12 protein-coding genes are annotated in these 13,327 nt (G+C 60.0%); 11 read left to right on the forward strand and 1 reads right to left on the reverse strand.

The window, feature by feature from the left end:
- Positions 1 to 39 precede the first annotated feature (39 nt).
- From BM194_RS17325 to BM194_RS17335, 3 genes are read left to right on the forward strand one after another with little or no spacing between them, the layout of a single operon-like run.
- Positions 40 to 879 carry an isopenicillin N synthase family dioxygenase gene (locus BM194_RS17325; protein ID WP_092849415.1) on the forward strand — a complete coding sequence of 280 codons (840 nt, stop codon included), beginning with the start codon at positions 40 to 42 and terminating at the stop codon, positions 877 to 879.
- A 52-nt stretch (positions 880 to 931) separates the two neighbouring features.
- A complete protein-coding gene (locus tag BM194_RS17330) occupies positions 932 to 1,351 on the forward strand; it encodes an NINE protein (protein ID WP_092849418.1) in 420 nt (139 codons plus the stop codon).
- A gap of 26 nt (positions 1,352 to 1,377) precedes the next feature.
- Positions 1,378 to 2,019: a LysE family translocator gene (locus BM194_RS17335; RefSeq protein ID WP_092849421.1), complete on the forward strand. Its 642-nt coding sequence runs from the start codon at positions 1,378 to 1,380 to the stop codon at positions 2,017 to 2,019.
- A gap of 45 nt (positions 2,020 to 2,064) precedes the next feature.
- Here the strand turns inward: BM194_RS17335 and BM194_RS17340 are convergent, their stop codons facing one another.
- Positions 2,065 to 4,011, reverse strand: a complete 1,947-nt coding sequence (locus BM194_RS17340; protein WP_244891000.1) for a transglycosylase SLT domain-containing protein — start codon at positions 4,009 to 4,011, stop codon at positions 2,065 to 2,067.
- Between the two features lie 125 nt (positions 4,012 to 4,136).
- Between BM194_RS17340 and BM194_RS17345 the strand changes: the two genes are divergently transcribed.
- The 8 genes from BM194_RS17345 to BM194_RS17380 all read left to right on the forward strand — a co-directional run.
- Complete coding sequence (locus tag BM194_RS17345; RefSeq protein ID WP_092849424.1) at positions 4,137 to 4,466, forward strand: YkvA family protein; 330 nt, start codon at positions 4,137 to 4,139, stop codon at positions 4,464 to 4,466.
- Between the two features lie 86 nt (positions 4,467 to 4,552).
- On the forward strand, positions 4,553 to 6,451 hold the full coding sequence (gene htpG, locus BM194_RS17350; protein ID WP_092849427.1) for a molecular chaperone HtpG: 1,899 nt from the start codon (positions 4,553 to 4,555) through the stop codon (positions 6,449 to 6,451).
- 237 nt (positions 6,452 to 6,688) lie between these two features.
- On the forward strand, positions 6,689 to 7,426 hold the full coding sequence (locus tag BM194_RS17355; protein WP_092849430.1) for a protein bax: 738 nt from the start codon (positions 6,689 to 6,691) through the stop codon (positions 7,424 to 7,426).
- Between the two features lie 479 nt (positions 7,427 to 7,905).
- On the forward strand, positions 7,906 to 9,477 hold the full coding sequence (locus tag BM194_RS17360; RefSeq protein ID WP_092849433.1) for a Re/Si-specific NAD(P)(+) transhydrogenase subunit alpha: 1,572 nt from the start codon (positions 7,906 to 7,908) through the stop codon (positions 9,475 to 9,477).
- A gap of 16 nt (positions 9,478 to 9,493) precedes the next feature.
- The gene (locus tag BM194_RS17365; RefSeq protein WP_092849436.1) at positions 9,494 to 10,936 is read left to right on the forward strand and encodes an NAD(P)(+) transhydrogenase (Re/Si-specific) subunit beta; all 1,443 of its coding nucleotides are present in this window, start codon (positions 9,494 to 9,496) and stop codon (positions 10,934 to 10,936) included.
- 100 nt (positions 10,937 to 11,036) lie between these two features.
- The gene (locus BM194_RS17370) at positions 11,037 to 12,098 is read left to right on the forward strand and encodes an NAD(P)H-dependent glycerol-3-phosphate dehydrogenase (protein ID WP_092849439.1); all 1,062 of its coding nucleotides are present in this window, start codon (positions 11,037 to 11,039) and stop codon (positions 12,096 to 12,098) included.
- A complete protein-coding gene (gene sixA, locus BM194_RS17375) occupies positions 12,095 to 12,580 on the forward strand; it encodes a phosphohistidine phosphatase SixA (protein WP_092849442.1) in 486 nt (161 codons plus the stop codon). The genes BM194_RS17370 and sixA overlap by 4 nt, the downstream gene beginning before the upstream one ends.
- A 217-nt stretch (positions 12,581 to 12,797) precedes the next feature.
- Positions 12,798 to 13,327, forward strand: a 530-nt coding sequence (locus BM194_RS17380) for a dihydrodipicolinate synthase family protein (protein ID WP_177223457.1), incomplete at its 3' end; no start/stop codon positions are given.

The following is a 13,327-nucleotide window of genomic DNA, read 5'->3' on the forward strand; positions in this document are numbered from 1 at the left end:
GTTACGATGCCCCGCACAAGCACCATAGATGGAAATCGCATGAACGTCCAGAACGTCGATTACACCCAGCCTGACGCTGCCGAGCGCTTTGTCCAGTCTCTCAGGGAGACTGGATTCGGTGTACTGCGCAATCACCCGATACCCGCTGACCTGGTGAGCTCGATCTATCGGAATTGGCTGGCTTTCTTCACCAGCGAAGAAAAGCACCGCTGGCGTTACGACCAGGGGCGCCAGGATGGCTACTTTCCTCCTGACGTGTCGGAAACCGCCAAGGGGCACTCCGTCAAGGACCTCAAGGAGTACTACCACGTCTATCCGTGGGGGCGAATTCCCGATTCGCTGCGCGACGATATCCTCGATTACTATCGGCGGGCTAACGAGGTTGCCTCGACCCTGCTCGGGTGGGTCGAGTCGCAGACGCCGGCCGACATCGCATTGCACTATAGTGAGCCACTATCGCGAATGATCGAGGACAGCCAGCAAACGCTGTTGCGTGTCCTGCATTATCCGCCGCTCAGCGGTGACGAGCAGCCTGGTGCGGTACGTGCTGCGGCCCACGAGGACATCAACCTGCTGACAGTGCTGCCGGCCGCCAATGAGCCAGGCCTGGAGGTACGCGGCGGTGACGGGACCTGGCACGCAGTGCCCTGCGATCCCGGCCAGTTGGTCATCAATGTCGGCGACATGCTGCAGGAAGCATCGCGAGGCTACTTTCCATCGACGACGCATCGCGTGACCAACCCCCGGGGCGAGGCACGACTACATTCGAGGCTTTCATTACCGCTATTCCTTCATCCGCGCCCCGAGGTCGTGCTGTCTGAACGCCACACAGCCGATACCTACCTCAAGGAACGTTTGCGCGAGCTTGGCGTCATTTAACCGGGTTACGCCATGATGGCGAGATATTCTTGAATTGAGACTGGGAGGGAAGATGGTTCAGTTGGCTTCCAATGACACGCACAGCAAGGCCGTCGGCTATCTGCTGTGGATATTCGGGTTTACCGGCGCTCACCGCTTCTACTATGGCAAGCCGGTCACCGGCACGATCTGGTTCTTCACGTTCGGCCTGTTCCTCATCGGTTGGCTGATCGATCTGTTCCTGATACCGAGCATGGACCGCCAGGCTGACCTTCGGTACCAATCCGGGCCTACCAATTACACCGTGGCCTGGGTACTGCTGACGTTCCTGGGGGTATTCGGCATTCACCGCATGTACATGGGCAAGTGGCTGACAGGCCTGCTGTATCTACTCACCGGGGGGCTGTTCCTGATCGGTGTGCTGTATGATTTCTGGTCCCTCAACGACCAGATTTCCATGAAACACTCGCGTCGCGATATCTTCAGTCGCTGAAGCCGCTAACCTGAATCGAGAGTTCCATGTTGATCGATGCCCAATTCCTTCCTTTTGTACTGGCCATTACGTTGCTGAGCATGACGCCTGGCGTGGATACCCTGCTAGTGATCCGAAATACCGCTCGGGGTGGCGTACGCGATGGCATCGTGACCAGCCTGGCCATCTGCTTCGGGTTGTTCGTGCATGCCGCGGTGTCGGCGTTGGGCATCTCGCTGATCCTGTTGCAGTCGGCCTGGGCTTTCAGTGTGCTCAAGCTACTGGGAGCGGCTTATCTGGTGTGGTTGGGGTTGCAGAGCCTGCTGAGTGCGCGGCGGGGCAACCCGCTCCCCGTAGCGGAGGTTGGCACGGCGCGTCGTCATGTCTCGCTGTGGTTGCCGGCACGTGAAGGGTTCCTGTCCAACGTGCTCAACCCTAAGACGATTGTATTCTATATGGCCTTCCTGCCCCAGTTCATTGCGCCCGGCGATCCGGCACTGGTCAAGTCGCTGTGGTTGGCGTCGGTGCACTTCGTCATTGCCAACGTCTGGCAGATAGCGATCGTACTGATGGTCGGCAAGGCGGGGCACTGGCTGGCCAGGCGAAGCGTATCGCGGACGCTGGATGGCGTGACGGGAGCGGTATTGGTGGCCTTTGGCGTCAAGCTGGCGTTGCAGCAACGCCCATGAGAACGACCGCACCCTGGAGTGCGGTCGTTTCAGGAGAGCAAAGGGTCAGTTGCGCGCCAGCAGCGAGATATCGTAGCTCCCTTGGCGTTCGGCGGGGGAGAGCATGGCGATGCCTTGCGTGCTGCCGTTCTGGGCCAGGCTGGCGAAAATCACCTGATAGGCCAGTACCGCTTGCACATAATCGCGTGTCTCCCTGAAGGGAATGCTTTCCACGAACAGGTCGAATTCCTGCGGGGCGTCTCTCAGCCAGCGGTCCACCCGGCCCGGTCCGGCATTGTAGGCTGCCGTGGCCGCGAGCCGGTTGCCACTGTAGCGATCCAGCATGCGGCTGATGTAATGACTACCCAGGCGAATGTTGGTCTCGGGTTCGAACAGCTCGTTCATGCTGGGCGTGTCGATACCCAACTGGCCGCTGACATGTGCAGCCGTGCCGGGCATGAGCTGCATCAGGCCGCGAGCACCGACGGGAGAAACCGCTTCGTTGTTGAAGGCACTCTCGCGACGCGCAATCCCCATGAGCAGGAACGGGTCGACACCGTTGGCATTGCCCCAGCGTTGGAAACTGTCCTGATAGGCGTTGGGGAAACGCCAGGCCAAGGCGTCCCACTGATCGGCCGCAATGGTCGTCTGGACTAAGGTGGCATACCATCCCCGCTGCTGTGCGTAGTCGGCCAGGGCTCTGGCTTCTTCTTCAGTGGCACGCTCTATGGCGGCGTACCATTCGCTGCGCGCCAGGCCCGGCTCGCCGATGCGCTGGAGTGCCTCGGCACGCTGCACGACAGGCCAGTTGGCGACTTCACGCCGGTAGGCGTCGTTGAAGGTGGCCTGGGCCATGTTGAGGGCGTAGGGTTGGCCGAGCTTGTCGGCCGCCGCAAATCCGAAGAAACTGCGATCGTCCGCTGCAGCGGCATAGGCCTTGCGTGCCGTCTGTTCGTCGCCCAGTTGCTCCAGCGCGCGTCCCAGCCAGTATTGCCAACGCGCATCCTGGCGCGGGTCGTCGGGCATCTGGTGCACCCAGTGGACGACCTCGTTCCAGTTGCGCTCGGCCAGCGCACGACGCACCCGCAATTCGAGCAGGTCACCCTCCGCCAGGCGTGGCAGCACGTCATCGACCCAGCCCTGGTTATTGCTGACCTCGCGGACCATCGAATAGAAGGCCAGGTCATGCTCGACAACGTGTCGCTGCGTCTCGCTAAGTGGCAGATGCGGGCCAATCTTGCGCCAGGCTTCCAGGGCGGCTTCGGTATCGGCTCGGGTGAAGTTGTGCATGGCTGCAGTGAACAGCGCGGCGCTGGCCTGACCCTGATGACCGAGATTGACCGGTATGCGCGTTACCGCGGCATAATCGCCTTTCACCCGGTCCAATGCCTGCTGGGCATCGCTCCACGAGCCCGGCAGCTTTCTTGCCAGGTAGTTCATTAGCCCATCTTCGCCGTTTTCCCAGGCCAGCATCATGCGCTGCCAGATGGCCTGCGCATCGATGGCGCCACGGCTGAGCAGGGTATCGAACAGGGCATCGCATTCACTGGGTTGGGAGCGCCCGGTCAGCCACAATTCGAGACCGCCCTCGGCGGCTGCCGCCGGGTCGCGATCGAGCAGCGCCGTGTAGTAGTGGCACTGGCGGATCGTGCCACGCGGCACGCCGTCGCTCACGGCCAGCAGGGCATCGTGGCGCCCGGCATCGCCATAGCTGACCTGGGCTACGCCACGCATCCAGTCGCTCAGCGGCGAGTCGGCGTGGCGCTGGAGAAAGCTGTTGACGACGCTTGGCGCCACGTGGGGCAACTGGCTGCGCAGCCGGTGATATTCCACATAACCGGCCAGGACGTGATCGTTGATAGCCGCGTCGTCGATTCGGCTCCAGTCACGATTGCGGGCCGCTTCCAAGGCCTCGCGCATGGCGCGGTCGGAGGCCACGTCGGCAACGGCGGGCAGGCTGATGAGCAGGGCGGCCAACAAGGCCATGGCCCGCTTTGGGGTTCGGGGTTTCATGGACGGCTCTCCTCGTACTTGCCCCACGGATGCGATGTGCACCATCCTCTCTGATACGGCCACTCTTGAGTAGTGTCGTCTGGCCGCGACACGGCCATTTCCTCGACGATGCGGAGAAATACGCAATGCCCTTGTTCAAGTTGTCCCGGCTCAAGCATCGCGCTGGCGCCCTGTCGCGCATTGCGAGGGCGCTGCGCCTGTTCCTGCCGATGTGCGCCGATGTCTTCAGTGGACGTTACCGTCCCGCGCCCTGGCCGGCATTCGGTTGGATGGCCCTGGCGCTGCTGTATCTGATCTCGCCGATCGACCTGATCCCTGAAATGCTCGTGCTGATCGGTGTCGTCGATGATATCGTCATCGTCGGCTGGCTATTGGCGCGGGTGGATACCGCACTGAGCGACTATCGTCGCTGGAAGGGCATCGATATCGACAACCCGCCGGACGCGCCGCGTTGAAGTTGATATCGGCAAGCGCTTGAAATGCTTCAGGCAATCCCCATATCGATGACGAACGCTTGTCAACACCATGAGGGGCTTGCCAAATGACCACTGCCACCCATGAAGAAACGCTGGGCTTCCAGACCGAAGTCAAGCAGCTGCTTCACTTGATGATTCACTCCCTGTATTCCAACCGGGAGATCTTTCTTCGCGAATTGATTTCCAACGCCGCCGATGCCTGCGACAAGCTGCGCTACGAGGCGTTGGATAACGATGCGCTGTATGGCAACGATAGCGATCTGCGCATCGAGATCGAGCACGATGCCAAGGCCGGTACCGTCACGGTACGAGACAACGGCATTGGCATGAATCGCGATGAGGTAATCCGCAACCTGGGTACCATTGCCAAGAGTGGTACTGCCGAGTTCCTCAAGCAGCTCTCCGGGGAGCAGCAGAAGGACGCCAAGCTGATCGGTCAGTTCGGGGTAGGCTTCTACTCCGGCTTCATCGTTGCCGATGAAGTTACCGTGCGTACCCGTCGAGCCGACGCCGAGGAAGGTGTGGAATGGCGCTCCAAGGGCGAAGGCGAGTTCACCATCGCCGATATCGACAAGCCCGAGCGCGGCACCGAAATCATCCTGCATCTCAAGGATGACGCCAAGGAGTACGCCGACGACTTCCGGCTGCGTAACCTGGTGCGCAAGTACTCCGACCATATCGATGTTCCGGTGCGCATGCCCAAGACCGAGACGGCCAAGGACGATGATGGCAACGAGATCGAGGGCAGCGAGGTCACGACATGGGAAACCGTCAATGAGGCCCAGGCATTGTGGGTACGCCCCAAGTCCGAGGTCAGTGATGATGAGTACAAGGCGTTCTACAAGCATATCGCCCATGACTTCAGCGACCCGCTGACCTGGAGTCACAACAAGGTCGAGGGCAAGCTCGAGTACACCAGTTTGCTCTACGTGCCCGGTCGTGCGCCGTTCGACCTCTACGAACGCGATGGCGCGCGCGGGGTGCGCCTGTATGTGCAGCGCGTGTTCATCATGGATGACGCCGAGCAGTTCCTGCCGTTGTACCTGCGTTTCGTCAAGGGCGTGGTCGATACCAAGGACCTGTCGCTCAACGTCTCTCGCGAGCTACTGCAGAAGGACCCGCAGGTCGACAAGATGAAGTCGGCATTGACCAAGCGGGCCCTCGACATGCTCAAGAAACTCGCCAAGGACAAGGAGGGTTACCAGACCTTCTGGAACACCTTCGGTTCGGTGCTCAAGGAAGGCCCGGCGGAAGATTATGCCAACCGCGACAAGATCGCCGAGCTGCTGCGCTTCTCCTCGACCCATACCGACAGTACGACTCAGGATCAGTCACTGGCCGATTACGTATCACGCATGAAGGAAGGCCAGCAGAAGATCTACTACATCGTTGCCGACAGCTTCAATGCGGCCAAGCACAGCCCGCATCTCGAGATTTTCCGCAAGAAGGGCGTCGAGGTGTTGCTGCTGCACGATCGCATCGACGAGTGGCTGATGAGCCACCTCTCCGAGTACGACGGCAAGTCGTTTGCCGATGTGGCCAAGGGTGACCTGGACCTGGGTGATATCGAGGGCGAGGAAGAGAAGCAGGCCCAGGAGGAAACCGCCAAGGCCAAGGAAGACTTGATCAAGCGCGTCAAGGAAGCGCTCAGTGACGAGGTGCAGGAAGTGCGGGTGACGCATCGCCTGACCGACTCACCGGCCTGCGTGGTGCTTTCCGAGCACGAGATGGGGTTCCAGATGCGTCGCATCATGGAAGCTGCCGGACAGCCGGTCCCCGAGGTCAAGCCGATTCTCGAACTCAACCCCGAGCACGCCCTTGTGGCCCGTCTCGAAACTGCCGAGGGCGAACGTTTCGGTGATCTGGCGCGTATCCTGCTCGATCAGGCCATCATTGCCGAAGGTGGCCACCTCAACGACCCGGCAGCCTACGTCAAGCGACTCAATGCCTTGCTGACAGCATGAGGTGCGTAGCGTAACCCGTTCGTGAGTCGACGCTAACCCGGCCGGCCCCTGAGGCCGGCCGGTGCGTTTTGCGTTGCCGCAAAAAATGCTCGGTGTTTAGGCATTCCCTTGGTAGACTCCAGGTTCCTCACTTACGGAGTCCTACCCATGCGTCGATGTCGTCCCAGGAGACGGCTTCGAGTCACGGCAATCCTGGCAGTAACGGCGTGTCTCGGTGTCGGCGTTGCTCCCTTTCCCATGACGGCTCAAGCCGAGTCGACATGGGAAACGAGAGCCGAAACGATAACTCAGCAGGCTCTTTACCGGAGCGATTTGGACCCTGTCAGCGAACTGCCCGACTTGCGGGACTACCCGGCCGGCCCCGTTCGCAAGCAGGTGTTCCTGAAACTGCTGGTCCCCTTGGTCGAAGCCGAAAATGCGCGCATCGCTGCGCAGCGTGAATGGCTGGAAACCGTGAAGGCCGGCGGGGGCGCACGGTCCGGCAAGGAGCGGCAGCGCCTGGCGACGCTATGCCAGGAATATGACCTGACCTGTCGCGACCAGCGTATCACACAGGCGCTTCTCGACCGTGTGAACACCGTGCCGCTGTCCATGGTGATCATTCAGGCCATTGAGGAGTCAGGCTGGGGGACTTCACGCTTCGCTCGCCAAGGCAATAACCTGTTCGGTCTGCGCTGCTTCAAGGATGGTTGCGGTCTCGCCCAGGCCGGCAGCGGTCGGCAGTACAGTGCGTTCGACACCGTGCGTGACGCCGTGCGGACCTACCTGCATAACCTCAATACGCATGAGGCATATGCACAGCTGCGTGAACGACGCGCGCGCCTGGTCGCCCAACAGCGGCCCGTTACCGCCGAAGCGCTGATCGGCGCACTGGAAGGCTATGCAACGCGCCACGACTATCAAGATGTCCTGTTATCTCTGTTGCGTACCAATAACTCATTGATTCTGAGTCACCGCTCCGACAAGGCGGTGTGATATTCCCGCCAACGCGAAGGTTGAGCCGCTTCTTCGGAAGCGGTTTTTTATTGCTCCCGACATGTCCCATCCTCATGCAACTTGCATGTTGTGTCCCGCGTAAACACATCAACTACGCGAGATATATGAAATAACGTTTTACTTATGGTTTTCATAAGCCATTCGGTAGGTAAGGTAAACGGTAAAACTCTCATAAAAACAGTAATTTAGTGACATGGGCAACCATAAGGGTATTGTTATGGTTTCCATAAGTTGCTGTATATAAAGGTTTTTTGTTGCATGTCTTGTCAGTTTTCTGCATTTTATAAAAAGCCATTTTTTATTGCTTCAAGGAACATGCATATCGTCTTTCACGGCGTAGAGGGATGTTTTGCGCCATGATTGATGAAACCAAGGAACGGTAGTATGCAAAGAACCATAAGGACGCAAGATAGCGGGATCGATATCTCTTACGACCATCAAAAGGCAAGGGGGTTGGTGTGAAGATCGGCGCACCCAAGGAAACAGCTCGGGGAGAAGCGCGCGTTGCGCTTACCCCGGAAAGCGCTCGGCATATTCAGAAGCTGGGCCACGAGTGCTTCATCGAGGCGGGTGCCGGTGAAGCGGCAGGGTTCAAGGACGAGGTTTACCAGGAAGCCGGTGTCACTGTCATCCAGGGCGCGCAAGCACTGTGGGATGCCGTCGACGTCGTGATCAAGGTTCGTGAGCCGACAGAGGCGGAAGTCGAATGGCTGCGTCAGGGCCAGACGCTGATTTCCTTCTTCTGGCCGGCACAGAACGAGGCATTGCTGGAGCAGTGCCGTGCTAAAGGTGCCAAGGTCGTCGCCATGGACATGGTGCCGCGAATCTCTCGTGCCCAGAAGATGGATGCCCTGTCGAGCATGGCCAATATCGCTGGCTATCGGGCAGTGATCGAGGCTGGTAATCAGTTTGGCCGCTTCTTCACCGGGCAAGTGACCGCAGCGGGAAAGGTGCCGCCGGCCAAGGTGCTCGTGGTGGGGGCTGGCGTCGCCGGGCTGGCGGCCATCGGTACGGCAGCCAGCCTGGGCGCCGTGGTGCGGGCCTTCGATGTGCGCCCCGAGGTGGCCGAGCAGATCGAGTCGATGGGTGCCGAGTTCCTGTTTCTCGATTTCGAGGATAGTGCAGATGGCGCCGAGAGCGGCGGCTATGCCAAGCCCTCCAGCCCCGAGTTCCGCGAGAAGCAACTGGCGCTGTTCCGCGAGCAGGCGCCGGATGTCGACATAGTGATCACGACCGCGCTGATTCCCGGCAAGCCGGCGCCGAAGCTGTGGCTCAAGGACATGGTCGAGGCCATGAAGCCCGGTTCGGTGATCGTCGATCTTGCCTCAGAGAAGGGTGGCAACTGCGACCTGACCGTGCCCGACGAGCGTATCGTCACTGAAAACGGCGTGGTTGTGGTCGGCTATACTGACTTTCCGTCACGCATGGCGACACAAGCGTCGCTACTGTACTCCACCAATATTCGTCACATGCTTACCGATCTCACGCCGGAAAAGGATGGCGAGATCGTCCACAACATGGAAGATGACGTCATTCGTGGCGCCACGGTAACGCATGAGGGCGAGATCACCTTCCCGCCGCCGCCGCCCAAGGTGAAGGCCATCGGGTCATCCAAGCCCAAGGAGCGGCCCAAGGAGCCGACCCCGGAAGAAAAGAAGGCTGCCGAGCATGCCGCCTTCGTGTCTCAGACCAAGCGGCAGGTGGGACTGCTGGTGGCCGGCGGGGTGCTGATGTGGCTACTCGGATTGGTGGCTCCGGCATCGTTCATGCAGCATTTCATCGTGTTCGTGCTGTCCTGCTTCGTGGGCTTCCAGGTGATCTGGAATGTCAGCCATTCGCTGCACACCCCATTGATGGCGGTGACCAATGCCATTTCCGGCATCATCGTGCTTGGCGCGATATTGCAGATCGGTTCGGGAAGTTGGCTTGTCGGTCTGTTGGCCGGTTTTTCGGTGCTGATCGCTACTATCAATATCGTGGGCGGCTTCCTGGTGACACGCCGGATGCTGGCCATGTTCCAGAAGTCCTGAACCGCGGAGATACGATATGTTGGGCCAAGAGTTCGTTTCTGCCGCGGCGATTGCGGCAAGTGTACTGTTCATCCTCTCGCTGGGTGGGCTGAGTAATCAGGAAAAGGCCAAGCGAGCAGTCTGGTACGGCATCGTCGGCATGGCCATCGCGGTGCTCTTCACTGCGCTCGGTCCGGGCATCGGGGGCTACTGGTGGATGCTGCCGATGATGATCATCGGTGCGGTCATCGGTGCCTACCTTGCCAAGAAAGTCGACATGACCGAAATGCCTCAACTGGTGGCAGCGTTGCATTCCTTTGTCGGCCTGGCCGCCGTGTTCGTCGGCTTCAATGCCGATCTCGAACGGCGGCGTGTTCTGGCTGCGCAACTGGCCGAGCGCGGTACCGATGGCTTTTCCGCCTTCGCTGCGCTGGTGGCCGAGAAGACGCCTGCCGAACTGACTTTCCTGCAGATCGAAGTAGTGCTGGGGGTCTTCATCGGTGCGGTCACCTTCACCGGATCGGTGATTGCCTTCGGCAAGCTTGCCGGTAAGGTCGATGGCAAGCCGCGTCAACTGCCGGGCGGTCACTGGCTAAACGCAGGGGCAGCCATCCTGTCGCTGTTGCTGGCTATCCTTTACCTGAACGGTGCAGGCTTCTGGACACTGCTTTTGCTGGCGCTGCTGGCCTTCTTCATTGGCTATCATCTGATCATGGGCATCGGCGGTGCCGACATGCCGGTCGTGGTCTCGATGCTCAACAGCTATTCCGGTTGGGCCGCGGCGGCAATCGGCTTCACGCTGTCCAATGACCTGCTGATCGTGACCGGGGCGCTGGTGGGCTCGTCGGGGGCCATCCTCTCGTACATCATGTGCAAGGCGATGAACCGTAATTTCGTCAACGTGATACTTGGTGGTTTCGGTGGCAGCAAGGGGCCTGCGGCGGAAATCGAAGGCGAGCAGGTGGCCATCGATACAGGCGGTGTGGCCAGCGCACTGAATGATGCCGACAGCGTGATCATCGTGCCGGGCTATGGCATGGCGGTTGCCCAGGCGCAGAACGCGGTGAGCGAGCTGACCCGCAAGCTGCGTGCCGCCGGGAAGACGGTACGTTTCGGCATCCATCCGGTAGCAGGACGCCTACCGGGGCACATGAACGTACTGCTGGCCGAGGCAAGGGTGCCCTACGACATCGTGCTGGAAATGGACGAGATCAACGATGACTTTGCCGAGACCGATGTGGTGATCGTCATTGGTTCCAACGACATCGTGAATCCAGCTGCCCAGGAAGATCCCAACAGCCCGATTTCCGGCATGCCGGTGCTCAAGGTGTGGGAAGCCAAGCAGGTGTTCGTCTGCAAGCGTGGGCAAGGTACCGGCTACTCCGGCATCGAGAACCCGTTGTTCTTCAAGGAGAACACGCGCATGCTGTACGGGGATGCCAGGTCCAGTATCGACGCCCTGGTGCCGATGATCGACTGAGGCTTGCACAGCCAAGGCACTTGTGCCCGAAGAGACACGCCCCGCGAAGCGGGGCGTTTTTCGTTACAATGTTCTCAACATACTCATCTAGGGATCGAGCATGACAGAGGATCGCCCCAAGGTGGCCGTGCTGGGCGGGGGAAGCTTCGGTACGGCGCTGGCCAGCATCGCTGCCGATAACGGTGCCACGGTACGCCAATGGCTACGAGACGATGCATTGGTCGACGAGATCAATCGCAACCATCGTAATTCTCGCTACCTTCCCGACTTCGCCATCAATCCCGCCGTGGTGGCCTCGAATGACATGTCATCGGTGCTTGAGGGAGCCGAACTGGTGTTCGTGGCGATTCCCTCCAAGGCGTTTCGCACTGTCGTGCGTCAGGCCCGTCCTTGGCTACATGATCGCCAGATACTGGTCAGTACGACCAAGGGGATCCAGGAAGAGGGTTTCAAACTGATGAGCCAGATCCTCGAAGAGGAAACGGGCTTTTCCCACATTGGCGTACTGTCCGGCCCCAATCTGGCGTCGGAAATCGCCGAAAAGCAACTGACTGCCACAGTCATTGCCAGCGATGATGCGCTGACTCGGGCTCGCGTCCAGACGGCACTGGGTTGCGACTACTTCCGCGTCTATGCCAGTAATGACCGGTATGGGGTCGAGCTCGGCGGTGCGTTGAAGAATATCTATGCCATTGCCGCCGGCATGGCGGCCGCGCTGGGCATGGGCGAGAATACCCGCAGCATGCTGATGACTCGCGCGCTGGCCGAGATGAGCCGCTTTGCCGTGGCACTGGGTGCCAATCCGATGACCTTCATCGGCCTGGCCGGTGTCGGCGACCTGATCGTGACCTGCTCCTCCAACCGCTCGCGCAATTACCGGGTCGGATATGCCATGGGGCAGGGACGTACGCTCGAGGAGGCAGTCGATGCCCTGGGGCAGGTTGCCGAGGGGGTCAATACCGTCCATCTGGTGTGCGCCAAGTCGCGGGAGGCGGGGATTTACATGCCACTGGCCGAGGGCTTGTACCAGGTGCTGTTCAATGATGTGCCGGCGCGTGACATGGCCAGGCTGCTGATGCAGAACGAACAGAGTAGCGACGTCGAATTCACTCTGTCACGCGAAGACGTCAAGCACGCCCGGCGACTGGAGGGTAACTCATGAGCTCAGTACTCTGGATCATGCGGCACGGCCAGGCAGCGCCAGGGCACCCCGATTCGCAGCGTGCTCTCACCGAGGCCGGGCGACAGGAGGTAGCCCGCATGACAGCGTGGCTGGCCGAAACGTTGGACGGGGCTCTGCTTGCTCGTTTGCAGATCGCCGCAAGCCCTTATGTACGTGCCCAGCAGACGGCAACGATTGTTGCCGATCATCTTGGTAAATCGGTAGAAACGCTGAACTTGATTACGCCAGACGATCCCGTGGAGCCGGTACTCGACTGGTTGCAGGCAAATGCCATGGCGTCGCCTTGGCTCTTGATCAGCCATATGCCGCTGGTTGGAGAACTTACAGGACGGCTCGTCGAGGGCGATCCACGTAGCAGCTTTCCTATGCCCACGGCAGCCATTGCCGCCCTGGAGGCCGAGGTCTGGGCTGCTGGCTGTGCCCGGTTGCATGCCTTCCGTCATCCTGCCGAACTGACCTGATCCCGAACGTATCGTCTGTTCGGCATGGTCGGGCAGGCGTGCGGTTTCCTACTTCTTCAATTTAGACTTTAGTCGATCACGACATAAGTTGTATTGCCGAAGCTCGGCACTGCCTATAGTTTTCTTACTTGTATGATGTATGACATACGGTAAGCAAGCGAATAATTGCACCGGTTACTGGTTTCGCTACGCATCGCATGAGCAAAAGGAATTTTTTGTGAATTTCACCAGAGACGACGTCAGGAAAGCGGTGGGTGATGGCCTGCTTTCGTTCCCCATTACCGATTTCGACGCCAACGGTAATTTCGATCCCGACAGCTACCGCCAGCGTCTCGAGTGGTTCATCAGCCACGATATCTCCGCCGTGTTCGTGGCCGGCGGCACCGGCGAGTTCTTCAACCTGACCCTGGACGAGTTCCGCGACATCGTTTCCCTGGCCGTCGAGACGGTGGATGGCAAGCTGCCGGTCATCGCCAGCGCCGGGTTGAGCGTGGGCAGCGGCAAGGCCTTCGCCCAGGTCGCCGAGGAGGCCGGCGCCGACGGCATCCTGCTGATGCCGCCATACCTGACCGAGTGCCCGCAGGAGGGCCTGGTGGCCTATGCACGCCAGATCTGCGATGCCACCGATCTCAACGTCATTTACTACAACCGTGGCAACGGCATTCTGGAAGCCGAGGCGGTCCAGCAGCTCGCCGACGCCTGCCCCAACCTGATCGGCCTGAAGGACGGCAAGGGCGACATCCAGGC

It is taken from the genome of Modicisalibacter xianhensis (assembly GCF_900113605.1).
Lineage (GTDB): Bacteria > Pseudomonadota > Gammaproteobacteria > Pseudomonadales > Halomonadaceae > Modicisalibacter > Modicisalibacter xianhensis.